Below are 23436 nucleotides of genomic sequence, written 5' to 3' on the forward strand. Positions count from 1 at the left end.
GACGTCCAGTCCCATTCTTTTATCGGCGATTAAAAGAAGTCGCTCTGTATGAATCCGAAATCCATCAACTCGGCGTCTCGGACAGGGTTGAAACCATCGAGTTTGTTCTTGGCGGTCAGCGGTGTCGGAGGGCTTCGTAACGCATTGGTTTTGTCATATCCGGGACCGACGATGGCGAAGACAATGCCGTTCCAACCTTTGACAAAGTCATCGTGGCCGTAGCGTTTATGGCCTAAGACCGGGTCTGCGATGTAAACCCAATCCTTGTCCGCACGCTGCAACACCACGAAATGCTTGTAGCCGCGAATCTCCATCAGTACCACCACCGGAATGGTCACCGCTTCGAGCTTCTCGGGCGGAATCCGGTAACCCCTGGCACGCATGCCGATGCTTTCAACGTAGCGCTTCATGTCCAGCATGGAAAAACCTTGAGTGCGAACAAGGTCCGGGTCGGAATTGACCAGCATGCCTTTGATGATGTGCTCCTCATCGACGTCGAGCCAATAGGCCTGGCGTAACACCGTGGCCAGTGCGGCGGCGCCGCAACTGAAATCGGTTTTCTGTTCGACGATGTCGGAAAACTTGCGCTCACGAATGCTTTGCACGTTCTTGTAGACGAGTGTGCCGCCGGGAAGGGCAGCCACAGGCATCTGGGCAGCCTGGGACAGGCCGGACAGGCAGAGCAGAGCGATAAGGGCAGTCTTACGCATGATCGATACGCCTTTGCGGACTGAGGAAAAGCCCCGTTGCCGGGGCTTTCGTTTCGATCGCGATTACATGCAGGCTTTGCAACCTGCAGCGATGGACAGCGAGTTGCTTTGTTGGTTGCCCACACCGGCCGAGACGTTGGCTCCACCGTTGCCGGAGAAGTTGTTCATCGAACCAGTCATGTTGGCAGTGTTGGTGACTGGGTTTTTCCAGCCATCTTTGGTCAACACTTGCTGAGTGGTTACGCCAGCGAGGCCAAAAGTACCCACGGCTTCGAACTTGGCTTTTTGATCGTCATTGCCACCACCATGACCACCTTTGTTGCCGTACCCACCGTGGTGGCTGTCATCGCCTTCGATGGTTGCAGTGCCTTTGGCTTTAAACACACCAGCGGCTGCAAAAGTGCCGGTGAGGGTGTCTTTTTTGTAGGTTTGCACACCTTTGTTTTCGACCACCAGGCCAGTGGAAGACTGGTTGGCCGCGGCTGCGGCCTGAGCGACACGACCGCCCGATACAGCGATAGCCAGGTTGTTTTTCTGTTGGTTGAAGTTGCCAGCCGTCACGTTGACGCCGATGTTGCCGGAGCCATTGTTGCCTGCATTGTTAAGTGTGGCGTTGTTGACGGTCGACGAATTTTTTACGTAGTTGTTGTTGTTGACCTGAGTTGCACTCGAGGCAGCAACAGCAGTGCCGAAGATGAAGCTTTCGTCGGCGGTCGCCAGAGCGGCAGCGTTGTCTTGTTGGTTACCGTCGCCTGCTGCGGTGTTGGCACCCATGTTGCCGTTGGAACCGTTGAGCGAGTTGTCGGTGGTGGCGTTGTTTTTGGTGCCCTGGTTTTTCACCACGTTGCCGTCGCTGTTCTGTGTATCCAGTACAGCGGCGCCGGCACCGGCAGTGATTTGCAGGAGCTGCTCCAGGGTTGGGCCTTTTGGTGGAGGAGGCTGGTGACCATGACCGCCGTTGTTACCATGATCGTTACCGCCTGCCTGAGCTGCCATTGCCATTACTGCTGCAAGAGCGAAAACCAGTGGTTTAAGAGCCATTGTAGGTTTCATGGTGTTTCTCCGTGCTTATTAGTTGGTTAAGTGTTGGGACTTTTCTAATTGCACTGCTTTTTTTGTTTGGGTCAGTCTGCGACCCGGATGCTCAGGGTGTTAGCCATACGGTTCCCCACCCCGGCACTCTGGTTCACCTGGATGACCCCTCGGCTGCCGGTGAAGGCCTGATCACTTGTCGTGACCTGGCGACTGCCGGGTGAGGTACCAGTTGCTCCTGAGCTCGGTAACAACGCCACGTTCTGTTGAGAAAGGGCGCTATCGTCAACGCTCTGCGGGGCAGCACTGATGCTGACGCGCGTCACGTTGGCCATCTGGTTGTTGGCCCCGGCGCCCTGGTTTACTCCCAGGATTCCGTTGCCATTACTGAAAGAGGTGCCGCCAATGGTGGCGCTGGCATTCATCGACCGGTCGGCCGGCGTGTCGATTCGCTGCCTGACGATGGTGCTGGCGCTGGCGTCGGTGCCAATCGCGATGGCTTTGGTATTGGCTTGCTGCATCTGGTCACCGGCTGCCTGGTTGACGTTGAAGTTGCCGCGGTACTGCACACCAGAATCCTGGATGTTGGCGTTGTTTACCGAGCCAGGGTCGGCCGCCATAGCGCTGGTGCAGCCGATGAAGGCGAGCAGGAGCAGGGAGCGATTCATCTCATTGGCCTCCAGCCATGCGGGTCAAAGGAGCCAGTCCAGTGCTCATCGCACGGTTGACCGTGTTGGAGATCGAGCCGCCGGCACCGCCGCCATGGCCGGCACTCATGCCTGGCATACCGCTGGGGTTGGTCAGGGTGTTCATGCCGGGCAGATTCGAATTGGGTGCGGTGATGTTGCCGCGAATCGACGAGCCGCTGGCGACGCTGGCAAAGTCACCGTCGCTCAGTTCGGTATTGCTCAGAGTCTGGTTGATTCGCGCCGATGGGTTGGCGTTGACGGTGGTCGGGTAGGGGTCTTTGCCACCATTGCGCCCGATAGGAATCGGCTGGACATCGCGATTGAGGACGATCACGCCATTGCCTTCGGCCTGAACGTTGAAACTGAGAATGGTGCTGGCGGCTGATCCGATCAGCAGAAGGCAGGTCAAGCCTTTTTTGAAATTCCCCACGGCTGCAATTCCTTCTTCAGTGGGCTGGCCCTAGTCAGCGTTGTGAAGGAGATAGCGAATCCCGTGCCGTTTTATGATTGTTCTGGAATTTCAATGGGTTACTGGGAATGGATGCGACGCTGACACAGGAACTGTTTCAGCGTTGAAACAGGCCGGCTGGCAAGTATCCGACCAAAGTCGATACAAAGCTCTGGAGGAAGGGTTTGCGCCAATGTGTTTCAGCCGCTTAACAACTGGGATGACAACGCGGTGAAGGCCACTGAGACGGGCGCTTTGCACTCAGGCAAGTGTTTCAGAAACGGACACTTTGGCCCGCGAGACGGCGGCAATGAGGCCGGCGTCCCTATGAGTCGACTGATTCGGCCAGCAATCGCTCGACCGCAGCAAAGGCTTGCGCCTGGCGCTCGGTCCAATGGCCTTGAATGATCTGAAACGGTTGCCGGTGCTGCTCAAGCCAGTCGTGGGTAGCCTGGTAAAACCCTAAACGCTCGCCAAGATCCGGCTGGCAGCGTTGCCCGTCATCGGTCCAGTCGATCTGCTCCGGGCACAACAGCAGGTGCAAGTCGTAATGCCGGGCCAGCAACTGCGGCTCCAGCCAGGGTGGGCAATCGCCAAACAGGGTCTGGCTCCACAGGATGTTGCTCAACAGGTGGGTGTCGAGAATCAGCAGTGGCGGTTGCTGCGCCCGCGCCTGATCCTCCCATTGCAGTTGGCCGCGGGCGATCTCGGGGATATCGGCCAGACACGTCTCCCGAGGGTTCTGTTCGATGAAAAAGCGTACGTATTCGTCGACGCGCAGGCCACCGAAATGCTGCTGAAGGCCGGCCGCCAGCCAGCTCTTGCCGGTGGACTCGGGGCCGGTCAGAACCACGACTTTCATGTGCGCAACGCCGGATCAGCCCGCCATTCACGCCAGCCTTGTACCGCCAGCAGGGTGAACAAGCCGTACAACGCGGCGGTGAGGTAAAGCCCTTTGTAGATAAACAATCCGACAAAGATCACATCAAGCACGAACCACAGAGCCCAGCATTGCAGGCGTTTTTGCGCCATCCACAGCTGTGCCACCAGGCTGAAACCGGTGAGTGCTGCGTCCAGCCACGGTTGTGCAGCGTCGGTCCAGTGGGCCATGGCCGCACCGAGCAACACACTGCCAACCGCGCCAGCGCACAGGCCAAGGAAAATCGAGCGGGTGTCGAGGCGGGTCACTTCGCGCCCGTCATGCATCGTCCCGGCACGCGTCCATTGCCACCAGCCGTAGATCTGAAGGGCGGCGTAGATCACTTGCAGCAACATGTCCGAATACAGCTTCACTTCAAAGAAGATCCAGCTATAGAGCAACACCATGACCAAACCGATGGGCCAGCACCACGGGTTCTGTTTGACCGTCAGCCAAACGGCGATCACACCGAGGGCGGCAGCAAACAGTTCAAGCCCGGACATGTAGGTTCCTTTGGGGGAGTTGAAGGGGGGCGGATTGTACCCAAAAACACGACCGAGGCATTAAGCGCTGCGCCGCCTGACCTGAGGGAGCGAGCTCACTCCCTCAGGGGCATGGTTGTCAGACGCGGAACTGGCGCAGCAGGCTGTTCAGTTGTTCGCTCAATTGCCCCAGCCGCGCACTCGCCGCACTCGACTGCTCTGCCGCCATTGCGGTGCTGTGAGACAACCCGGCTGCTTGCGTGACGTTCTGGTTGATGTCCTCAACCACATGCGCCTGTTGCAGCGTCGCACTGGCAATCGACGCGTTCAGGCCATTGAGATTGCGCAATGCCTGGCCAATGGCGTTCAGGCTGGCACCGGCCAGCCCGGCCTGTTCGATGGTCAGTTGCGAAGCCTTGCTACTGTCGCCGATCACCTTGACCGCCGCTTCGGAGTGATTTTGCAGTCGCTCGATCATCGATTGGATCTCCGCTGTCGACTTCTGCGTACGCTGCGCCAGCAAGCGCACTTCATCCGCCACCACGGCGAATCCGCGGCCCTGTTCGCCAGCGCGCGCCGCTTCGATGGCCGCGTTGAGCGCGAGCAAGTTGGTTTGCTCGGCAATCGAACGAATCACTTCCAGCACGCTGCCGATCTGGGTACTTTCGTCAGCCAGGGTACGAATCACTTCAACGGCTTGATCAATGGTGCCGGACAACTTGTCGATCTGTTGCAGGCTACCGTCGATATTGATCTGGCCCTGTTGTGCCTGCGCCTCGGCGTCGCGCATTTCGGCGGCGGCATGCTCCGCGTTCTTAGCCACATCCTGCACACCGTAAGTCACCTCGTTGATCGCGGTGGCGACCAGTTCCATCTGTTGCGATTGTTGCTGGCTGCGTTCCTGGGCCTGCGAGGCATCGTTGCCCAGTTCGCAGGACGACTGGCCGAGGGCGCTGGCCGATACCTGCAAGTCACCGATGACCCGGCGCAATTTGGCAGTGAACGCGTTGAAATGACGAGCCAGCTCCGTGACCTCATCCTTGCCGTGGGTATCGAGGCTGCGGGTCAGGTCGCTTTCGCCGCTGGCGATGTTGGCCATGGCGCTTACGGTTTCCTGCAATGGCCGTACGATACTGCGGGCAATCAGAATCACCAGCAGGGCCATGATCAGCGAAATCGCCAGGCCGACGACCGACGCCTTGATGACTTGCCCCTGGAACTCGGCCTGCACATCGTCGACATACACGCCAGAGCCAATCACCCAGCCCCAAGGCTCAAACAACTTGATGTAGGACGTTTTGGCAACAGGCTCGGTGGCACCGGGTTTTGGCCAACGGTAATCGACCATGCCGGCGCCCTTGGCTTTGGCGATGGCGACCATTTCGTTGAACACTGCAAAACCGTCCGGATCGCGGATCGCCGAGAGATTCTGGCCTTCAAGCTTGGGGTTGGTGGGGTGCATGACCATCACGGGCGTGAGGTCGTTGATCCAGAAATAGTCACTCTGGTCGTAGCGCAGGCCACGGATGGCGGTGACTGCCTGTTTTTGCGCGGCTTCTCTGGTCAGAGTGCCGGCGGTTTCCAGGTCATGGTAATAGGTCAGCAATCCGCTGGCGGTCTGTACCACATGCTGGGTTTTCTGGGCTTTGGCGTGATACAGGTCATCGTGAATCTGCTTGAGCATCAACACGCCCAAGGTTAGCAACATGACCACGGCCACAATCAAGATGAGCCACAAGCGTCGGCTGATCGACACACTGCGCAAGCTGTTCATAACGCTGTCACTCCTGATTCTTTTTCTTGTAATAAACGACCGCCAGCATCCAACCACGATTTCGTGAGCGGGCATACGCGACCCAAGTCGTATAACGCGGCAGCGCTAATAAGGCTTGTCTGTTAGGATTTCGGCCCCGCGTGTGAAAACCTGAATCCAAATTAATATTTCACGGAATTTTGACCCCTTCGTGTGGATCCTGAGCGCGCGAAATCGGTACCGCAATATCCGGCCACGCTGATCGCAGTGAACGTTAGAAAATACTATCGGAGCATGCCTGAGCGCATCGCTCTTTGGGGGATTGATGGATCTTTGGACTGCCTTGCAGGCACTGATACTAGGCGTTGTAGAAGGGCTGACGGAGTTTTTGCCCATTTCCAGTACCGGACACCAGATCATCGTTGCCGACCTGCTCAATTTTGGCGGCGAGCGGGCCATGGCGTTCAACATCATTATTCAGCTTGGCGCTATCCTCGCAGTGGTCTGGGAATTTCGTCGCAAGATCCTCGACGTGGTGGTCGGTTTGCCGACTCAGCCCCGCGCGCGGCGCTTTACCGCCAACCTGCTGATCGCTTTCATGCCCGCCGTTGTGCTGGGCGTGATCTTTGCCGATCTGATCCATCAGTATCTGTTCAACCCGATCACCGTGGCTACGGCGTTGGTGGTGGGGGGCGTCATCATGTTGTGGGCTGAACAGCGACAGCATGAAGTGCACGCGCAAACGGTCGATGAGATTCGCTGGACCGACGCGCTGAAAATCGGTTTTGCGCAATGCCTGGCAATGATCCCCGGCACTTCGCGCTCCGGCTCGACGATCATTGGCGGCCTGCTGTTCGGCCTGTCACGCAAAACCGCCACCGAGTTCTCGTTCTTCCTCGCCATGCCAACCATGGTCGGTGCTGCGGTTTACTCCAGTTTCAAGTACCGCCATCTGTTTGTGCCGGCCGACTTTCCGGTGTTCGCCATCGGTTTCGTCACTGCGTTTATCTTCGCGATGATTGCGGTACGCGGTTTGCTCAAGTTCATTGCCAGCCACAGTTATGCAGCGTTTGCCTGGTATCGAATCGTCTTTGGTCTGGTGATTCTGGCAACGTGGCAGTTTGGTTGGGTGGACTGGTCGGCGGCCAAGCCGTGAGTGATACCCGCGCACGCCGCCCCGAAGGTCGACCTTCGGGCGGCGGTATTCAGAACCTGAAACTGAAACTGGTTGTTCTGGCTGTCGTCTGTGCGTTGCCGTTGTACGGCTCGCTGTCGATGGGGGGGCGCGGGATATCGCTGGTGCCGTTGGCGGCTTATGGCGTCGTCAGCGTGCTGGCGTTCTTCATGTATTGGGCTGACAAGCGCAAGGCCCGCGCCGATGCGTGGCGCACGCCGGAGAACATTCTTCATGCGGTTGAACTGGCCGGTGGCTGGCCCGGTGCGTTGATCGCCCAGCAGGTGTTCAGGCACAAGACACGCAAGGTCTCGTATCAGATTTTGTTCTGGGTGATCGTCCTGTTGCACCAGGTGTTCTGGATCGACCAGATCTTCCTCGGCTCCAGCCTCCTGGCACTGCTCTAAACAACACGTTGAAGTCGTGTGGGAGCGGCTTGCTCGCCCCCACAGTTTCGAAGGGTTGTTTTCAGCCGGATTCGGTTACAACCGCAGGCCGACTTGAGTTTTCTTCGGCAGCTTGCTCACCACCAATTGATGCGAACGTTGCAGCAAACCCCGCAACTCCTCAGCGGCCAAAGGGTAGGGCGGGTGCATGATGATCCACTGGGCCCTTGCCAGATAGGGCGCCGGATGAATCCCCGGTCGGTCGCAATGGCCCAGAAACAGATCCTTGTCTACCTTGAACGCCAGTGAATCGCCGCGAAGCCCTTGCAAGGCAAACATCTTGTTGCCAGCAATCGAAAACACCCGAACGCCACCCCACTTGTAGTCTTCGTGCGCGCCCGGCAATGCCAGACAGAACGCGGCCACGTCGGCTTCGCTCATCTTTCCTTGTTTCATAACAACCGCTCCCCACAGGCACTGAACGATTCGACCAGATGATCGATCCACGCGCGCACGGCCGGCATCACGCCGCGCCGATGCGGATACACCGCTTGCAGCCAGCCGCCGGTCAGCGACCATTCGGGCAGCAACTGCACCAGCGTGCCGTTTTGCAACTCGTTTTCGCAGTACATCATTGGCAGCAAGGTGAAGCCTTGGCCCGCCAGGACACAGGTCTTGCGCACGATAAAGTCATCAATGCCCAGGCGCGCCTCCATGTTCAACTCGAAACTTCCGCCATCCTGATCGAACAGTCGCACATGCACCAGGCGATCAGCCTCAAGCGCCCCCAGCACCGGCAGGTTTCTCAAGTCCTGCGGGTGGTTGATTGTTTGCCCCTGGATAAACGCCGGGCTGGCCACCAACACCGTTTGCGCCTGGCGCAAGCGTCGGGTCACCAACAGCGAGTCTTCATCACCCGGTTCACGCACACGCAGGGCAACGTCGAAACCCTCGGCGACCAGGTCCACACGGCGGTTGAGCAGGACTATTTCCAGTTGGACCTTAGGGAATTTGCCAAGAAACTCACTGATGACCGACGGCAGCATTTCCCGCGCCAGACCGGTTGGGCATGACACCCGCAAACGGCCGCGCGGCTCGCTGGACATGCTGGCCACGGCTTCGTCAGCCATTTCTGCTTCCAGCAGCATTGCTTGGCAGTGGCGCAGATATCGTTCGCCGACGGCCGTCAAATTGAGTTGGCGGGTGGTGCGTTGCAGCAAGCGCGCACCGAGACGCTCTTCCAGTTCAGCAATGCGCCGCGACAGCCTTGACTTGGGAATGCCCAGCAAACGCCCGGCCGCCGCGAAGCCGCCAGCCTCGACGACTTTGGCGAAGTAGTAGAGATCGTTGAGGTCTTGCATGGTTGAGATCCGACTGTTCTATCAGTGGGACGAACTATCGCATTGTTGGCGGCTAATCAGCTATTGGTTTGTTGCGTAGGATTGTCTCCATTCCGTCGCCACCGGCGATTCATTCCAGGAGATTCCACATGAAACTGCTGCATATCGATTCGAGCATTCTGGGCGACAACTCGGCTTCCCGTCAGTTGAGCAGCCAAGTCGTCAACGCCTGGCAAGCTGCAGAGCCAAGCGCCGTAGTGACCTATCGCGACCTGGCCGCTGACGCCATCAGCCACTTCTCGTCGACCACGCTGGTTGCTGCCGGTACGACCGCTGAACTGCGCGACGCCGCACAACAGCATGAAGCCGATCTGAGCGCTTCGACGCTGGCCGAGTTCATCGCCGCCGATGCTATCGTGATCGCCGCGCCGATGTACAACTTCACCGTGCCGACCCAACTCAAGGCCTGGATCGACCGCGTTGCGGTTGCCGGCCAGACCTTCCGTTACACCGAAGCCGGCCCAGAAGGCCTGTGCGGTGGCAAGAAGGTGGTCATCGTCTCCACGTCTGGCGGTATCCATGCCGGCCAGGCGAGCGGCATTGCCCACGAGGAATATCTCAAACTGGTGTTGGGTTTCCTTGGTATCACAGACATCGAGATCGTCCGTGCCGAAGGCCTGGCGTATGGTGAAGAAGTGCGCAACAACGCCATGACTGCTGCTCAAGCGAAGATCAGCGAGCAACTTTTCGCCGCCGCGTAAGGCTTGCATAAAGAACTGCTCAAGTTCAGGCAATCCCCCGAAAACTCTGTATTCTGGTTCTGCAAGGGCCGAATACGGAGTTTTTTGTTTCTGACTGTTACATAATCTGGCCCAGGTTATGCAGTCAAACGATCAGCGTCTGGATGCATTGTCGTCACAGTTCGTCGAATTCCCGGCGTACCGGCCTCACAAAGCAACGGATCTTTCGATTGAGTAACAACAGGGTGGGGCACCCCATGATGCGTCTTGGTGCAGCGTTACTGATTTGCCTGCTGGGCGGCCTGAACTCAGTGCAAGCTGCACCTGGGGTTCACCCGGTCTGGAGCGTTGGCTACCACGAGATGACATTCCTCGATCCGCTGGATCTGCAACCGATGCGCGCCATCGCGTTCTATCCCTCCAGCGAGCGCAAGCACATGAGCCTGCTTGAGGGCTACTCGATTGAAGCCGGCGAAGACACCAAGGTCGCCATGGGCCGTTTTCCGATGCTGATGCTGTCCCATGGCAACACCGGCACCCCCTTGGCGCTGCACGATCTTGCCACCTCGCTGGCCCGCAAAGGGTTTGTGGTGGTCGCGGTGATCCACCCCGGTGACAACTCCAAGGATCACAGCCGACTGGGCACCCTGAGCAATCTCTACGGGCGGCCTATCCAGATTTCCGAAGCGATCACCGCCACCCTTGGCGACCGCATGCTGGCGCCGTTCGTCAATGCTGATCAGGTGGGAGTCATTGGATATTCGGCGGGAGGCGAGACAGCCTTGATTCTCTCTGGCGCACAACCGGATCTGGATCGCCTGCGCCGCTATTGCCAGGAGCGCCCGGATGATCGGGACGCCTGCAACACCAAGGGCGAGCTCATTGTTGATCGTGACGACTTGCAACCGGTGGCCGACCCGCGTGTTCATGCCTTGTTGCTGATGGCGCCGTTGAGTCTGAAGTTCGGTCGTCAAACGTTGGCCGACGTGCATGTGCCCGTGCTGCTGTACAGCGGCGATGGCGACAAACTCGTCGCATTCGATAAAAACGCGGCGGCGCTGGCGCGTAAACTGCCGACTGCACCGGACTTCAAGCTACTGGCCGGAGCAGGGCACTTTGTGTTCATGGCGCCGTGCAGCGAAGAGCAGATTCTCGCCATGCCGGCGCTGTGTACCGATGCTGATGGCGTGGATCGTGAAGACATCCACCGCAACCTGATTTCCGAGGCCGGACGATTCTTCGCCCATACCTTGGGCAAACCGAGCCGAGCGGGGATGCAGACAGCGGATCAATAAATATCGTCGGTTCATCACGATCGAAGCACTTCAGGCCTGAGATTCTGCCCGCCGCTTGAGCAGCAGCGTCAACCCCAGCCCGGTCACCGACAACAGCGCCGCACTGAAGAAAATCCACGAATACCCCAGATTCAACGCCACCGCGCCCATCAACGGCCCGGCAATCGCCAGCGCCAGATCAAAAAACACCGCATAAGCACTCAACCCGGCACCACGGCTGGAGTTGGGCACCTGTTTGATCGCCTCGACCCCCAGTGCCGGATACACCAGCGACAGGCCGAACCCGGCCATGCCTGCCCCCATCAACGCGTACGCCGTGGAGGGCGCCAGCCAAAGCATGACCAGGCCAACGGTTTCAATGGTCATGCAGGCAATGGCCGAATTGAAACCGCCGAAGCGACTGATGGCAGAGATGAACAGCAGGCGCGACAGGATGAAACACACGCCGAAAACGGTCAGGCAATACGCGGCGCCGCTCCAGCCACGATTAAGGTAATAGAGGGTGATAAAGGTGGTCAGCGTGCCGTATCCGATCGAAGCCAGACTCAAGCTGGCGCCAAACGGTGCAATGCGTCCGAACACAGCCCAAAAAGGCAGCCGTTCGCCGCGCACCACCGGCACTGAAGGTTTATTGCGGATCAACAGCAGCGCACCGATGGCCAGCACCGACAGTGCGATGCCGAGACTGGCAAAACCGTAATCGGCGACCATCACCACACCCAGCGGCGCGCCGATGGCAATCGCGCCGTAAGAGGCGATGCCATTCCAGCCGATTGATCGGGCCGTATGTTCGACCCCGACCTGGCCCATGCACCAACTGATGGTGCCCACCCCGATCAAGCCTTGGGCGATGCCCAGCAGCAAACGCCCGGCAATCAGAATCAGCAGGCTCGGCAGCGCAAAGCTTTGCAGCAGCGTCGACACCAGCGTCAGCACACCGCTGAACACAATCCCCAGCAGCCCATAAACAATCGCTCGCTTGGTGCCGATGGTGTCCGACACGCGTCCGGCCATCGGCCGACTGAGCAGCGTGGCCAGGTACTGCGAGCCGATCACCAGCCCGGCAATGATGGCGCTGAAACCCAATTGTTCGTGAACATAACCGGGCAGCACCGCAATCGGCAGTCCGATGCAGAGAAAGGCAATAAAGGTATAGAAAACGATGGATACGATCTGCAGGGTGATCGCCATAGAGCTTTGCGGAGCAGACATGAGGACTCGTTCGCGGGCGGCGGTGGGAGAGTTCGCATCATGGCGTGGGCGCAGAACAAAAGAAAGCAGGCTAACTATTTTCCTGAGCGCTGATTTCGTTGCGGCGCGCTACAGGTTGAATGCGCTCCCACTGTGGGAGTGGGCATGCTCCCGAAGGTATCTGAAGCGCAATATTTCTCACGTCAGATTGCAAAAAGCCCCGTCACAAAGGACAGGGCTTTTCACTGGCAGTTCAAAACGAATAGCTGTTCTTAGAACACCACACCCTGACTGCGCAGGTAATCATCGTAGGTGCCGCTGAAGTCGGTCACGCCATCCGGGCTCAGCTCGATGATGCGCGTAGCCAGGGACGATACGAACTCACGGTCGTGGCTGACGAAGATCAGCGTGCCCGGGTAGTTTTCCAGCGCCAGGTTCAACGCTTCGATCGACTCCATGTCCAAGTGGTTGGTCGGTTCGTCCATGATCAGCACGTTCGGCTTTTGCAGGATCAGCTTGCCGAACAGCATGCGACCTTGCTCACCACCGGAAATCACTTTGACCGACTTGAGGATCTCGTCGTTGGAGAACAGCATGCGGCCCAAAGTACCGCGAATCATCTGCTCGCCCTGAGTCCACTGACCCATCCAGTCGAACAGCGTGACGTCGTCTTCGAAGTCGTGCGCGTGATCCTGAGCGTAGTAACCCAGTTCTGCGGCGTCGGTCCACTTGATGCTGCCGGCATCCGGGGTCAGTTCGTTGACCAGGGTGCGCAGCAGGGTAGTCTTGCCGATACCGTTCGGGCCGATGATCGCGACGCGCTCGCCCGCTTCGACCTGGAAGCTGAAATCCTTGAACAACGGCTTGCCGTCGAAGCCTTTGGCCATTTTTTCGACCATGACGGCCTGGCGATGCAGCTTCTTGTTTTGATCGAAACGGATGAATGGGCTGACACGGCTCGAAGGCTTGACCTCGGCCAACTGGATCTTGTCGATCGCCTTGGCGCGGGAAGTGGCCTGCTTGGCTTTCGAGGCGTTGGCCGAGAAGCGGCTGACGAACGATTGCAGTTCGGAAATCTGCGCTTTCTTCTTGGCGTTGTCCGACAGCAGTTGCTCGCGGGACTGGGTCGCCACGGTCATGTACTCGTCGTAGTTGCCCGGGAACAGACGCAGCTCGCCGTAATCCAGGTCAGCCATGTGGGTGCACACGCTGTTGAGGAAGTGACGGTCGTGAGAGATGATGATCATCAGGCTGTTGCGCTGGGTCAGAATGTTTTCCAGCCAGCGAATGGTGTTGATGTCCAGGTGGTTGGTCGGTTCGTCGAGCAACAACACTTCCGGATCGGAGAACAGCGCCTGAGCCAGCAATACGCGCAGTTTCCAGCCTGGCGAGACTTCGCTCATCGGGCCGAAATGCTGTTCCAGTGGAATGCCCAGGCCCAGCAGCAACTCGCCGGCACGGGATTCGGCAGTGTAGCCGTCCATTTCGGCGAACTCGGTTTCCAGCTCGGCCACGGCCATGCCGTCTTCTTCAGTCATTTCCGGCAGCGAATAGATGCGATCGCGCTCGGCCTTGACCTTCCACAGCTCTTCGTGACCCATGATCACGGTGTCGATCACGGTGAATTCTTCGTAGGCGAACTGATCCTGGCGCAATTTACCCAGGCGCACGTTCGGCTCGAGCATGACCTGACCACCGGACGGGTCAAGGTCGCCGCCAAGGATTTTCATGAAGGTCGACTTGCCGCAACCGTTGGCGCCGATCAGGCCGTAACGGTTGCCCGCGCCAAATTTGACCGAAACGTTTTCGAAGAGCGGCTTGGCGCCGAACTGCATCGTGATGTTAGCTGTAGAGATCAAGAGTTTTTCCTGCGAAGCATTCTGAATTGCGAGGGTGCGGCCGGAGCGCTTGGCCCGAGTCAAAGTGCGCTGAAGCGGGGAGGTCCCGTCATCAACCAAGGGGGGCGCGTAAAGTTTGGCGGCGATTGTACTGGTCTGGCTCTTTAAACGATAGGGCGAACACGCCACGAACGCCGATTGGCACAATCGCGGGACAGTTTTTCACAGATGAAAGCTCACTATCGGTTACAAAGTGTGGCTAAAATGCCATCCATTCACCTAGCGCCCTAGAACGGCGTGGGCTCAAGGACGCGCCATGTGTACTCAGACCACTGCATAAGACGCCAGAGTTCATGCTCCCGGGTGCGCGCAGTTTGTTCACTTCTGACGTGTGACGATTTTTCGTGAAACTTATCATTGCTGCTATTTATGTCATTTCCATTGCATACGTACACCTGCGTGGCCGTGTGCGCCACAAACTGGGCCGGCAACTGAGTGATCACTCGACGTTTCTCGCGCCGATCAATTGCTTCCTCTATCTGTTCTCGAAGAAGCCGAACAAGCCTTATCTCGATCCGGCAGACTTTCCTGATCTGAGCCCATTGCAAGCCCATTGGAAGGAGATTCGCGAAGAAGGGCAGAATCTGCTGCGCGCTGGCGAGATCAAACGTTCCGATCAATACAACGATGTGGGGTTCAACTCGTTTTTCAAAACCGGCTGGAAGCGGTTCTACCTGAAATGGTACGGCGACAGTCACCCGTCGGCGATGAAGTTGTGCCCAAGAACGACCGAACTGGTACAAAGCATCGGTTCGATCAAGGCGGCAATGTTTGCCGAGTTGCCTCCGGGATCGAAACTGGTGCGTCACCGCGACCCGTATGCCGGTTCTTATCGTTATCACTTGGGCCTGGAAACGCCGAACGATGAGGGTTGCTATATCAATGTAGACGGTGAGAACTATCACTGGCGCGATGGCGAAGCGGTGATGTTCGACGAAACGTTCATTCACTATGCTGAAAACAAGACCGACAAGAACCGGATCATCCTGTTCTGTGACATCGAGCGGCCGCTGAAGTATCGATGGGCCGCAGCGTTCAACGGCTGGTTTAGCCGCACTGTGATGTCGGCAGCGGGTGCGCCGAATGATGCGGGGGACCGTACTGGCGGGATCAACCGGTTGTTTACCAAAATCTACAAGATTCGTTTGCGCGGCAAAGAGCTGAAAAAGCGCAACCGCAAGCGGTACTACATGGAAAAGTGGGCGATTTTCGGTGGTTTACTGGCTGTCTTCATCTTGATCTGATGAATATAAAGCCGCCACCGACGCCTTCGCGAGCAAGCCTGCGCCTTTCCAGAGTGTAAGAGCCAGGCTGATTTACCCGGGTGATCTTCAGGTGCCCGCGGCTCAGGGCGAAACTTCCCGTCATTTGGCGGCTTCCGAGGGTTCGGTCAAGCCGTGTTACATGTTGTTTAAAGGTCATGGGTTAACAAATCCGAACCCTGGGCGTAGCGTGGACTCGAAGGCTCTATTCCATGCCCATCGAGAGGCCGCCCCATGAACCGAATTCTGCTTGGCATCGCCGTCCTGACACTCAGTGGCGGTCTGGTTCATGCGGATGTCCTGCTGGCGCAAAGCCCTGCCGGCAACAGCAACAACCCCTACAACAGCCCAATCCGCCGGGCCAACCCAAACAGCATGCAGGGTACCCAGCCCAGTGCCCCGCCAATGCGAGGGCCAAACACCGTACCGACGCCACGTCAGCCCACCGTTGAGAATCGTGGCATTGGCAACGGCCAGCCGATTCGCTCGTCGCCAAGTAAACCGCCCGCGTTCATTCCCAACCCTCCCTCGCGGGATTCCGGCAGTAACCGCTGAACGGCAGGACTGCTGTTCTGCCAGCCTTTGAAACGAACAAAAGGACTCGTGCATGTTGCGTAAAACCCTCCTGGCCAGCCTGTGCGTCAGCGCACTGATCAGTGCTCCGGTCTTGGCCGCTACCCAAGAATTGCAAAGCGAGCAGGGCACCCTCGAAGTCACCACGATTACCCAGGGACTCGAGCATCCGTGGGCGCTGGCCTTTCTGCCGGATCGCGGAGGCATGCTGGTGACCGAGCGACCGGGCAACCTGCGGGTGGTGGGTACAGAGGGTCAATTGTCTGCGCCTGTCAGCGGCGTACCGAAGGTCTGGGCCAAAGGGCAGGGCGGTTTGCTGGATGTCGTGCTGTCACCAGATTTTAAACAGGACCGGCTGATTTACCTGTCGTACGCCGAAGGCGGCGGCGTCGGGGACAAGGCCGGGACGGCCGTCGGGCGTGGCCGGCTGTCGGACGATCTGAAGACGTTGAAGGACTTTAAAGTGATCTTCCGCCAAGAGCCGAAACTCTCTGTCGGCAACCATTTCGGTTCACGACTGGTGTTTGATCGCGACGGTTATCTGTTCATCACCCTGGGCGAAAACAACGACCGGCCCACCGCGCAGGATCTCGACAAGCTGCAAGGCAAAGTCGTACGTATCTACCCCGACGGCAAAGTACCGGACGACAATCCATTCGTGGGTCAGTCTGGCGTGCGGCCCGAGATCTGGTCGTACGGCCAGCGCAATCCACAGGGCGCAGCACTCAATCCGTGGACCGGCACGCTTTGGGAAAATGAACACGGGCCGCGCGGAGGTGATGAGATCAACATCATCGAGCGGGGGAAAAACTACGGTTGGCCACTGGCGACTCACGGCATTAACTATTCCATGCAGCCGATCCCGGAAGCTCAGGGTAAAACCGCTGAAGGCACGATCGCGCCGCATCATGTGTGGGAGAAGTCGCCAGGCGTATCGGGGTTGGCGTTTTACGACAGCGACCGTTTTAAACCGTGGCAGCACAACGCGTTTATCGGCGCGCTGGCGACACAGGAGCTGATTCGCCTGCAGTTTGATGGCGACAATGTGGTGCATGAGGAGCGCTTGCTCGGCGAACTCAAGCAGCGCATCCGTGACGTACGGCAAGGGCCGGATGGCTACCTGTACGTGTTGACGGACGAGGAGAATGGTTCGCTGTACAAAATCGGTCTGAAGTAACCCGCTGTGGCGAGGAGCCTGTTCCCTCGCCACACACCGGCGCAGAGGCCGCAGAACTCAACTCAGTCCCGCATTTGGCCGAACCGCCACCGCGATGCCTTGTTATAGTTCGGGCTTCATTTTCAGCCCGGTAAAGGATCACTGCCATGTCTCAATACACCGCCTTCAGTGTCGAACTGGCCAACAATATCGCTCATGTGCAGATAAACCGTCCGGAAAAAATCAACTCGATGAACGCCGCTTTCTGGAGCGAGATCGTCGAGATCTTCCAGTGGATCGACGACACAGACGAAGTGCGCGTGGTGGTGCTCAGCGGTAATGGCAAACACTTTTCCTCCGGCATTGACCTGATGATGCTCGCCGGCGTCGCCAATGAATTGGGCAAGGACGTCGGTCGCAATGCGCGCCTGCTGCGCCGCAAAATCCTGACCCTGCAAGCCTCGTTCAACGCCGTCGACAACTGCCGCAAACCAGTGCTGGCAGCCATTCAGGGGTACTGCCTGGGCGGCGCGATTGATCTGATCGCCGCGTGCGACATGCGCTACGCCGCCGAAGACGCGCAATTCTCGATCAAGGAAATCGATATCGGCATGGCCGCTGATGTTGGCACATTGCAACGGTTGCCGCGGATCATCGGAGACGGCATGCTGCGTGAGCTGGCTTACACCGGTCGCACATTCGGCGCTGAAGAAGCGCGCAACATCGGTCTGGTCAATCGTGTTTACAGCGATAAGGATGTGCTGCTCGAAGGCGTTTTCGATATAGCGCGCGACATCGCTTCCAAGTCGCCTATCGCGGTCACTGGCACTAAAGAAATGATCAGCTACATGCGCGACCATCGCATCGACGACGGTCTCGAATACGTTGCCACCTGGAACGCCGCCATGTTGCAATCCACCGATTTGCGCGTGGCCATGGCCGCCCATATGAGCAAACAGAAACCCGAATTTCTGGATTGAGAAACCATGACATCTCGCTGGACCACTGCAGTACTGGACACTGATCAACCCGGCGGTTGGGCGGTGGCGCGCAGCCCCGAAGGCTTTCTGTTCGATGACAACGGCGCACTATTCCCCCGGGAATGGCTCAAGCGTCAGGACCTGTCGACCCTCGCCGAACATGGCATTGGCCATCTCGATGGCGAGCCGGTGTACCTGCTGGAATTACGCAGTGCCAGCGAGGTGCCGGGTTGCAACTGGAAAGGTCTGCGGGCGTTCATGCTCGATGGCGATCACACGATCTATAAAGTCTTGGGCTACGCCGCGCAGATCGGCACCTGGGCTCGAGAACATCGCTTCTGCGGCAATTGCGGGCAAGCGATGAGACAGGTGCCACGTGAGCGTGCGATGTATTGCCAGCTGTGCGATTTGCGCAGTTACCCGCGCATTTCGCCGAGCATGATCGTACTGATCACCCGTGGCGACGAGATTTTGCTGGCACGCTCACCGCGCTTCGTTACCGGCGTCTATAGCACGCTTGCCGGGTTTGCCGAACCGGGCGAGTCGGCCGAAGATTGCCTGATTCGAGAGGTGCGTGAAGAAGTGCAGATCGAGGTGAAGAACATTCAATACATGGGCAGCCAGTGCTGGCCGTTTCCGCATTCGATGATGCTGGGTTTCCATGCTGAATACGCCGGCGGTGAGATTGTCTGTCAGGAAGACGAGATCGAAGACGCCCAATGGTTCAACGTGCATGATCTGCCGCCGTTACCGGCGTCAAAATCGATTGCCCGTTACCTGATCGACGTCTACGTGGCTCGGCGCTTAGGCCACGCTGAACCAGTGCTGCCAGGCTAGACGCACGGTCAAACCCAGTACCACGGTGATGAACACCGGGCGAATGAACTTGGCGCCGCCGCTGATCGCGGTGCGCGCGCCAAAGAACGCGCCGACCATCACCGACAGGCCCATGCTCAGGCCGATGATCCAGTCCACCTGCCCGGAAAACACGAACACCGACAGCGCCGCAATGTTGCTGACGAAGTTCATGCTGCGCGCCACGCCGCTGGCCTTGACCAGATCGATGGGGTATAGCAGCAGGCTGCTGACGGTCCAGAACGCACCCGTGCCGGGGCCGGCCACACCGTCGTAGAAACCAAGGCTGAAGCCTTGGCTTGATTGCCATTTCTTTTTGATCGGTGCGTCGCTGTCCAGCGGCGCTTTTGGTGTGCCGCCGAACAACAGGTACAAGCCGCACGCGAAGACGATCACCGGGAGCATTTTGTTCAGCCATTCTGCGGGCAGGTAATGGGCGACGATGGCGCCCGCCAGCGCGCCAACCAAGGTACCGATAATCGCGTGTACCCATTGCCGTGGATGAAACAGCTTGCGTCGGTAAAAGGTGAAACTAGCGGTGGCCGAACCAAAGGTCGAACTGAGTTTGTTGGTACCCAGCACCAGATGCGGCGGCAGGCCGGCGGTCAGCAACGCAGGTGTGGTCAACAGGCCGCCCCCGCCCGCGATGGCGTCGATGAATCCGGCAATGAAAGCGACAAGGGCCAGAATGGCCAGGGTGGTGAGGTCAACACTGAGTTCGAAAGGCATGGAATCGGCTTATTCGGCAGGGCGCAGCTCTAGGCTGCGGGGAGGATCGCCATGTTACTCATTTCCAAGTGTTGCCGCGAGCCGTTAGCCTGCTCGCGAAAGCGGGGTGCCAGCGACAGAAATTCTGGCTGACAAGACGCCTTCGTGAGCAGGCTCGCTTCTACACCGCGGTCTTCGTGAGATTACAAACCCAGATCAGACAACCCCGGATGATCATCCGGGCGACGCCCCAGCGGCCAGTGAAACTTGCGATCGCTTTCCTTGATCGGCATGTCGTTGATGCAGGCATAGCGCTGGAACATCAAGCCATTCTCATCGAACTCCCAGTTTTCGTTGCCGTAAGAACGGAACCAGTTACCCGAATCGTCGTGCCACTCGTAGGCGTAACGCACGGCAATGCGCGTGTCAGACCAGGCCCAGAGTTCCTTGATCAAACGGTAATCCAGTTCCTTGGCCCATTTACGAGTCAGGAAGGCCTTGGCTTCTTCGCGGTTGCTGGCAAACTCGGCGCGGTTACGCCACTTTGTATCGAGGGTGTAGGCCAGCGATACCTTTTCCGGATCGCGAGAATTCCAGCCATCCTCGGCCAAACGAACTTTCTCGATCGCCGATTCTCGGTTGAAGGGCGGCAATGGTGGACGTACCTGGGCTGCAGTAGACATGTTAAGTCTCCCGATAAATTCAACGTTTAAACAACTTGTCAGGCTTATTAAGGTGTTACAGGTCCAACAACTTTCGCGCCATGCATTGCGCATTATCGGCGGCACTGTGATCACCCATCACAAGCGCTACGGTAATGGCGCCATCAATCAGGATCAGCATCTGTTTGGCCAGCAGTTGCGGATCCTTGGCGCCATGTTCGGTACATAGCTCGCACACATAGTCGAGCAGCTTCTGTTTGTGCTCTTTGGCGACCTGGCGCACCGGGTCCTGAGGGTCGCCGGTTTCGCCGCTGGTATTGATGAACGCACAGCCGCGGAAACCTTCCGAAGCGAACCAGCCCTTGAGCACGGTAAACAGGTTGAGCAAGCGATCGGCGGGGGTTTCGGCCTGATCGACGGCGTTTCGGTACCAGTGCATCCAGCGCACGTCACGGCGTTGCAGGGCGGTGACGGTCAGCTCCTCTTTGTTGGCGAAGTAGCGGTAGATACTTTTTCTGGAGACACCGGCGGTTTTCACCAGAAGATCCATGCCAGTGGCGGCGATGCCGCTTCTGTAAATCAGCTTTCCGGTGACATCCAGAATGATGTCGCGAGTCGATGGGTCAGTAGTCAGGTTCATGTGGCAAACAGTAGAATGATCGTTCTCCTTGGTCAAGCATTGATTTCAAAATGGCGCTCACGAGCAAGTCCGCCCTCGCCGTGGATCGTTTTTCAAAGGCGGGAGTGAGCCTGCTCACGAAGGGGATATTGCAGCCAGTAACAAGACCCGAACGAGTCGATGGTGTAAGCTCTCGGGTTCTTCGGATTCGACCCATTGCGAGCCCTATGCCGTTGCTTTTCAAACGTTCTCTGCTGCCTAAATTGCGCAGCTTTCCGCTGACCGCCGAGGCCGTGACCATTCTGTCCGGTGCCGCCGAGTTCCGTCGTTGCCTGTTGGAGAAAATCGCCGAGGCGACCCAGCGTATCGTCATCGTCGCGCTTTATTTGCAGCAAGACGAAGCCGGTCAGGAAATCCTCGATGCCTTGCACGCCGCCAAACTCAAGCGTCCAGAGCTTGAAATTGCTGTGGTGGTCGACTGGCTGCGCGCCCAGCGCGGGTTGATCGGCGCCGGCAAGCAGCCGGGGAACTCGGCGTGGTATCAGGAGATGACCCGCACCCACCAGAGCGAAGTGCCGGTTTACGGTGTGCCGGTGCAGACCCGCGAGTTGTTTGGCGTGCTGCATTTGAAGGGCTTCGTGATCGACGATTGTGTGGTCTACAGCGGTGCGAGCCTGAACAACGTTTATCTGCACAAGTTCGACAAGTACCGTTTCGACCGCTATCACGTCCTGAGCAGCCCTGAGCTGGCGGATTCGATGCATCACCTGGTCAAGCACGGCCTGATCGAATCCAAAGCGGTGCACCGTCTTGATTTGCCGAACCTGCCGACCACCCGAAGCCTGCGCAACTATATTGGCGATCTGCGCAGTCGACTCAAATACGCGGCATACGACACCAGCGCCGGCAGTACGGCGCACACTGGCCTATCGGTCAGTCCGTTGCTTGGCGTCGGCAAGAACAACCCGCTGAACCGGGTGATTCTCGAGTTGATCGCCAGCGCGCAAACGCAACTGACCATCTGCACGCCGTACTTCAACCTGCCGCTGGGTGTGATCCGTGAGGTCAACCGTGCGCTGGCTCGCGGCGTGAAGATCGACATCGTGGTGGGCGACAAGACCGCCAACGACTTTTACATCCCGCCAAGCGAACCGTTCAAGGTCATCGCGGCATTGCCGTACCTGTACGAGATCAGCTTGCGCCGCTTTGCCAAACGGCATCAGCGCAACATCGACAGCGGCCAGTTGAACCTGCACCTGTGGCGTGACGGTGACAACACCTATCACCTCAAGGGCATGTGGATCGATCAGCGCTATACGCTGCTGACCGGCAACAACCTCAATCCACGGGCGTTCCGTCTGGATCTGGAAAACGCGCTGTTGATGGATGATCAGCAAGGCGAGTGGCTAGAACCGCGGGCGAAGGAGCTGGAGGAAATATTTCGCCATACCACGCGTATCGAGAGTTTCCAGAGTCTGGAAACCTTGCCGGAGTACCCGAGCGGGGTGGCGAAGTTTCTCAAGCGCGTGAGCCGGGTGCGGATCGAGCGGTTGCTCTACCGGATTTTGTAAGGCTTCAAGTGATTCGGTGCGGCTACAACCGCTTTCGCGAGCAAGCCCGCCCCCACAGGAAGGCTGTGTTCACCACAAATAAGGTGATCGACACAGATCCAGTGTGGGGCGGGCTTGCTTGCGAGCGGGCCGGATCAAACGCTATAAAAACTCAGTTCAGACCCAGCTTTCCACGCAAGGTCGACAGGTCTTCAGCCAAGGTATTCACCGGCCCGACCAGCGCTTTGCGGTCGTTGTCCTGCACCTTGTCATACGTCTCGAAACCACCGTCCTTGGTCCTGTACTTGGCCAGAACTTTATTCACGGAGGCGAAGTTCTTGTCCACTTTGGCGACGAACGCCTTGTCCTGTTTTTCGATCTGCGGACGGAACAGATCAACGATTTTCTTCGCGCCATCGATGTTGCCCTGGAAATCGTACAGGTCGGTGTGACTGTAACGATCTTCTTCACCGGTGATCTTGGTCGCGGCAACTTCCTCAAGCAACGCCGCAGCCCCCCCCACCACCTTCTCAGGCGGGAAGGTCAGACCGGCCACGCGGCTCTGCAGGTCTTTGACGTCTTTGTTCAAATCCTGCGCCAACGTATCCAGGCCTTGGGTGCTCTTTTCAGAGAACAGCGAATACTCGATGCGGTGGAACCCGGTGAAATCTTCCGCTTTCACGCCTTTTTCGTGGTCGTCGACACGCGAATCGATAGACGCATCAAGGTCACTGAACAGTTCGGCAATCGGTTCGATCGACTCGTAGTAAACGCGGGTCGGTGCATAGAGCTTTTGCGCAGTCGCCAGGTCGCCTTTCTTCACCGCATCGGTGAACTGCTGAGTGTGGCTGGCCAGCTCATCGAGTTGTTCGGTGACGTAGATCTTGTAGTCCGACACCGGCCCGACCAGATCCAGCGCAGAGGTCGCTGCGAAAGCCGACAGCGGGGTGTTGAGCAAGCCAAGGGTCAGTAATAGCGCGAGTGGCGTTTTTTTCATGGGGCGGCTCCAGTGTC

General features: G+C 58.1%; 25 protein-coding genes and 1 pseudogene. 10 read left to right on the forward strand and 16 right to left on the reverse strand.

The genetic code is table 11. The features are described 5' to 3' along the window. Window positions 1-29: 29 nt before the first annotated feature. The 8 genes and pseudogenes from ACIOWA_RS00185 to ACIOWA_RS00220 all read right to left on the reverse strand — a co-directional run. Entirely contained in the window at window positions 30-710 is a 681-nt protein-coding gene (locus ACIOWA_RS00185; protein WP_339465715.1) for a C39 family peptidase, read from the reverse strand. A 63-nt stretch (window positions 711-773) separates the two neighbouring features. After that, window positions 774-1763, reverse strand: coding sequence for a heme utilization protein (locus ACIOWA_RS00190; protein ID WP_339465713.1), 990 nt, complete (start codon window positions 1761-1763; stop codon window positions 774-776). 71 nt (window positions 1764-1834) lie between these two features. After that, entirely contained in the window at window positions 1835-2410 is a 576-nt protein-coding gene (locus ACIOWA_RS00195; RefSeq protein ID WP_339465711.1) for an adhesin, read from the reverse strand. A gap of 1 nt (window position 2411) precedes the next feature. After that, window positions 2412-2861, reverse strand: a complete 450-nt coding sequence (locus tag ACIOWA_RS00200; RefSeq protein ID WP_339507666.1) for a hypothetical protein — start codon at window positions 2859-2861, stop codon at window positions 2412-2414. 343 nt (window positions 2862-3204) lie between these two features. Beyond that, window positions 3205-3741, reverse strand: a complete 537-nt coding sequence (locus tag ACIOWA_RS00205; protein WP_401157572.1) for an AAA family ATPase — start codon at window positions 3739-3741, stop codon at window positions 3205-3207. Beyond that, window positions 3738-4301: a nicotinamide riboside transporter PnuC gene (gene pnuC / locus ACIOWA_RS00210; protein WP_339465706.1), complete on the reverse strand. Its 564-nt coding sequence runs from the start codon at window positions 4299-4301 to the stop codon at window positions 3738-3740. Before pnuC ends, ACIOWA_RS00205 begins: the two co-directional genes overlap by 4 nt. Window positions 4302-4419: 118 nt before the next feature. Next, on the reverse strand, window positions 4420-5154 hold the full coding sequence (locus tag ACIOWA_RS00215; RefSeq protein ID WP_401138962.1) for a methyl-accepting chemotaxis protein: 735 nt from the start codon (window positions 5152-5154) through the stop codon (window positions 4420-4422). 123 nt (window positions 5155-5277) lie between these two features. After that, a pseudogene (locus ACIOWA_RS00220) lies at window positions 5278-6129 on the reverse strand (cache domain-containing protein); the annotation flags it as partial. A 229-nt stretch (window positions 6130-6358) separates the two neighbouring features. On the opposite strand from ACIOWA_RS00220, the gene ACIOWA_RS00225 reads away from it, so the two are divergent. After that, window positions 6359-7189: an undecaprenyl-diphosphate phosphatase gene (locus ACIOWA_RS00225; RefSeq protein WP_401157573.1), complete on the forward strand. Its 831-nt coding sequence runs from the start codon at window positions 6359-6361 to the stop codon at window positions 7187-7189. Continuing rightward, entirely contained in the window at window positions 7186-7614 is a 429-nt protein-coding gene (locus tag ACIOWA_RS00230; RefSeq protein WP_401157575.1) for a DUF1294 domain-containing protein, read from the forward strand. Before ACIOWA_RS00225 ends, ACIOWA_RS00230 begins: the two co-directional genes overlap by 4 nt. A 75-nt stretch (window positions 7615-7689) precedes the next feature. On the opposite strand, the gene ACIOWA_RS00235 is transcribed toward ACIOWA_RS00230, so the two are convergent. Together ACIOWA_RS00235 and ACIOWA_RS00240 are read right to left on the reverse strand one after the other, a co-directional pair. Beyond that, window positions 7690-8049, reverse strand: coding sequence for an MmcQ/YjbR family DNA-binding protein (locus ACIOWA_RS00235; RefSeq protein ID WP_339465701.1), 360 nt, complete (start codon window positions 8047-8049; stop codon window positions 7690-7692). Continuing rightward, a complete protein-coding gene (locus tag ACIOWA_RS00240) occupies window positions 8046-8954 on the reverse strand; it encodes a LysR substrate-binding domain-containing protein (protein ID WP_401157577.1) in 909 nt (302 codons plus the stop codon). The genes ACIOWA_RS00235 and ACIOWA_RS00240 overlap by 4 nt, the downstream gene beginning before the upstream one ends. A gap of 128 nt (window positions 8955-9082) precedes the next feature. Between ACIOWA_RS00240 and ACIOWA_RS00245 the strand changes: the two genes are divergently transcribed. Both ACIOWA_RS00245 and ACIOWA_RS00250 read left to right on the forward strand, forming a co-directional pair. After that, window positions 9083-9694, forward strand: a complete 612-nt coding sequence (locus ACIOWA_RS00245; RefSeq protein WP_339465698.1) for an FMN-dependent NADH-azoreductase — start codon at window positions 9083-9085, stop codon at window positions 9692-9694. Between the two features lie 236 nt (window positions 9695-9930). Next, complete coding sequence (locus ACIOWA_RS00250) at window positions 9931-10968, forward strand: dienelactone hydrolase (RefSeq protein WP_339494386.1); 1038 nt, start codon at window positions 9931-9933, stop codon at window positions 10966-10968. Window positions 10969-10998: 30 nt separating this feature from the next. Here ACIOWA_RS00250 and ACIOWA_RS00255 read toward each other — a convergent pair whose 3' ends face one another. Together ACIOWA_RS00255 and ACIOWA_RS00260 are read right to left on the reverse strand one after the other, a co-directional pair. Then, the gene (locus ACIOWA_RS00255) at window positions 10999-12180 is read right to left on the reverse strand and encodes an MFS transporter (RefSeq protein ID WP_401157580.1); all 1182 of its coding nucleotides are present in this window, start codon (window positions 12178-12180) and stop codon (window positions 10999-11001) included. A 251-nt stretch (window positions 12181-12431) separates the two neighbouring features. After that, window positions 12432-14018, reverse strand: coding sequence for an ABC-F family ATPase (locus tag ACIOWA_RS00260; protein WP_401157582.1), 1587 nt, complete (start codon window positions 14016-14018; stop codon window positions 12432-12434). Between the two features lie 383 nt (window positions 14019-14401). Between ACIOWA_RS00260 and lpxO the strand changes: the two genes are divergently transcribed. The 5 genes from lpxO to nudC all read left to right on the forward strand — a co-directional run bounded on the left by lpxO (window position 14402) and on the right by nudC (window position 18865). Continuing rightward, window positions 14402-15301 carry a lipid A hydroxylase LpxO gene (gene lpxO, locus ACIOWA_RS00265; RefSeq protein ID WP_339465106.1) on the forward strand — a complete coding sequence of 300 codons (900 nt, stop codon included), beginning with the start codon at window positions 14402-14404 and terminating at the stop codon, window positions 15299-15301. A gap of 252 nt (window positions 15302-15553) precedes the next feature. Beyond that, on the forward strand, window positions 15554-15874 hold the full coding sequence (locus ACIOWA_RS00270; RefSeq protein WP_401157584.1) for a hypothetical protein: 321 nt from the start codon (window positions 15554-15556) through the stop codon (window positions 15872-15874). A gap of 52 nt (window positions 15875-15926) precedes the next feature. Continuing rightward, on the forward strand, window positions 15927-17069 hold the full coding sequence (locus ACIOWA_RS00275; protein ID WP_401157586.1) for a PQQ-dependent sugar dehydrogenase: 1143 nt from the start codon (window positions 15927-15929) through the stop codon (window positions 17067-17069). 146 nt (window positions 17070-17215) lie between these two features. Then, complete coding sequence (locus ACIOWA_RS00280) at window positions 17216-18028, forward strand: crotonase/enoyl-CoA hydratase family protein (RefSeq protein WP_221731677.1); 813 nt, start codon at window positions 17216-17218, stop codon at window positions 18026-18028. Between the two features lie 6 nt (window positions 18029-18034). After that, complete coding sequence (gene nudC / locus ACIOWA_RS00285; protein ID WP_401157588.1) at window positions 18035-18865, forward strand: NAD(+) diphosphatase; 831 nt, start codon at window positions 18035-18037, stop codon at window positions 18863-18865. Here nudC and ACIOWA_RS00290 read toward each other — a convergent pair. The 3 genes from ACIOWA_RS00290 to ACIOWA_RS00300 form a co-directional block, all read right to left on the reverse strand. Next, a complete protein-coding gene (locus ACIOWA_RS00290) occupies window positions 18833-19612 on the reverse strand; it encodes a TSUP family transporter (protein ID WP_339465102.1) in 780 nt (259 codons plus the stop codon). The genes nudC and ACIOWA_RS00290 overlap by 33 nt on opposite strands. Window positions 19613-19794: 182 nt before the next feature. Next, window positions 19795-20274, reverse strand: a complete 480-nt coding sequence (locus ACIOWA_RS00295) for a DUF1348 family protein (RefSeq protein ID WP_401157591.1) — start codon at window positions 20272-20274, stop codon at window positions 19795-19797. 55 nt (window positions 20275-20329) lie between these two features. Then, complete coding sequence (locus tag ACIOWA_RS00300; protein ID WP_401157593.1) at window positions 20330-20893, reverse strand: TetR/AcrR family transcriptional regulator; 564 nt, start codon at window positions 20891-20893, stop codon at window positions 20330-20332. 206 nt (window positions 20894-21099) lie between these two features. Between ACIOWA_RS00300 and pssA the strand changes: the two genes are divergently transcribed. Then, a complete protein-coding gene (gene pssA, locus ACIOWA_RS00305) occupies window positions 21100-22443 on the forward strand; it encodes a CDP-diacylglycerol--serine O-phosphatidyltransferase (RefSeq protein WP_401157595.1) in 1344 nt (447 codons plus the stop codon). Window positions 22444-22594: 151 nt separating this feature from the next. Here pssA and efeO read toward each other — a convergent pair whose 3' ends face one another. Further along, the gene (gene efeO / locus ACIOWA_RS00310; RefSeq protein WP_339465097.1) at window positions 22595-23419 is read right to left on the reverse strand and encodes an iron uptake system protein EfeO; all 825 of its coding nucleotides are present in this window, start codon (window positions 23417-23419) and stop codon (window positions 22595-22597) included. Window positions 23420-23436: the final 17 nt, after the last annotated feature.

The organism is Pseudomonas sp. NPDC087614 (assembly GCF_044743485.1).
Lineage (GTDB): Bacteria > Pseudomonadota > Gammaproteobacteria > Pseudomonadales > Pseudomonadaceae > Aquipseudomonas > Aquipseudomonas baetica_A.

Bases quoted from the DNA above. Each gene is read 5' to 3' on its own strand.
- ACIOWA_RS00250 (WP_339494386.1), top strand. From the start codon at position 9,931: ATGATGCGTCTTGGTGCAGCGTTACTGATTTGCCTGCTGGGCGGCCTG.
- ACIOWA_RS00195 (WP_339465711.1), bottom strand. From the start codon at position 2,410: ATGAATCGCTCCCTGCTCCTGCTCGCCTTCATCGGCTGCACCAGCGCT.
- ACIOWA_RS00255 (WP_401157580.1), bottom strand. From the start codon at position 12,180: ATGTCTGCTCCGCAAAGCTCTATGGCGATCACCCTGCAGATCGTATCC.
- pnuC (WP_339465706.1), bottom strand. From the start codon at position 4,301: ATGTCCGGGCTTGAACTGTTTGCTGCCGCCCTCGGTGTGATCGCCGTT.
- pssA (WP_401157595.1), top strand. From the start codon at position 21,100: ATGCCGTTGCTTTTCAAACGTTCTCTGCTGCCTAAATTGCGCAGCTTT.
- ACIOWA_RS00300 (WP_401157593.1), bottom strand. From the start codon at position 20,893: ATGAACCTGACTACTGACCCATCGACTCGCGACATCATTCTGGATGTC.
- ACIOWA_RS00215 (WP_401138962.1), bottom strand. From the start codon at position 5,154: ATGGAACTGGTCGCCACCGCGATCAACGAGGTGACTTACGGTGTGCAG.
- ACIOWA_RS00225 (WP_401157573.1), top strand. From the start codon at position 6,359: ATGGATCTTTGGACTGCCTTGCAGGCACTGATACTAGGCGTTGTAGAA.
- ACIOWA_RS00290 (WP_339465102.1), bottom strand. From the start codon at position 19,612: ATGCCTTTCGAACTCAGTGTTGACCTCACCACCCTGGCCATTCTGGCC.
- ACIOWA_RS00190 (WP_339465713.1), bottom strand. From the start codon at position 1,763: ATGAAACCTACAATGGCTCTTAAACCACTGGTTTTCGCTCTTGCAGCA.
- ACIOWA_RS00240 (WP_401157577.1), bottom strand. From the start codon at position 8,954: ATGCAAGACCTCAACGATCTCTACTACTTCGCCAAAGTCGTCGAGGCT.
- efeO (WP_339465097.1), bottom strand. From the start codon at position 23,419: ATGAAAAAAACGCCACTCGCGCTATTACTGACCCTTGGCTTGCTCAAC.
- ACIOWA_RS00185 (WP_339465715.1), bottom strand. From the start codon at position 710: ATGCGTAAGACTGCCCTTATCGCTCTGCTCTGCCTGTCCGGCCTGTCC.
- ACIOWA_RS00275 (WP_401157586.1), top strand. From the start codon at position 15,927: ATGTTGCGTAAAACCCTCCTGGCCAGCCTGTGCGTCAGCGCACTGATC.
- ACIOWA_RS00235 (WP_339465701.1), bottom strand. From the start codon at position 8,049: ATGAAACAAGGAAAGATGAGCGAAGCCGACGTGGCCGCGTTCTGTCTG.
- ACIOWA_RS00205 (WP_401157572.1), bottom strand. From the start codon at position 3,741: ATGAAAGTCGTGGTTCTGACCGGCCCCGAGTCCACCGGCAAGAGCTGG.
- ACIOWA_RS00280 (WP_221731677.1), top strand. From the start codon at position 17,216: ATGTCTCAATACACCGCCTTCAGTGTCGAACTGGCCAACAATATCGCT.
- ACIOWA_RS00270 (WP_401157584.1), top strand. From the start codon at position 15,554: ATGAACCGAATTCTGCTTGGCATCGCCGTCCTGACACTCAGTGGCGGT.
- nudC (WP_401157588.1), top strand. From the start codon at position 18,035: ATGACATCTCGCTGGACCACTGCAGTACTGGACACTGATCAACCCGGC.
- ACIOWA_RS00295 (WP_401157591.1), bottom strand. From the start codon at position 20,274: ATGTCTACTGCAGCCCAGGTACGTCCACCATTGCCGCCCTTCAACCGA.
- ACIOWA_RS00245 (WP_339465698.1), top strand. From the start codon at position 9,083: ATGAAACTGCTGCATATCGATTCGAGCATTCTGGGCGACAACTCGGCT.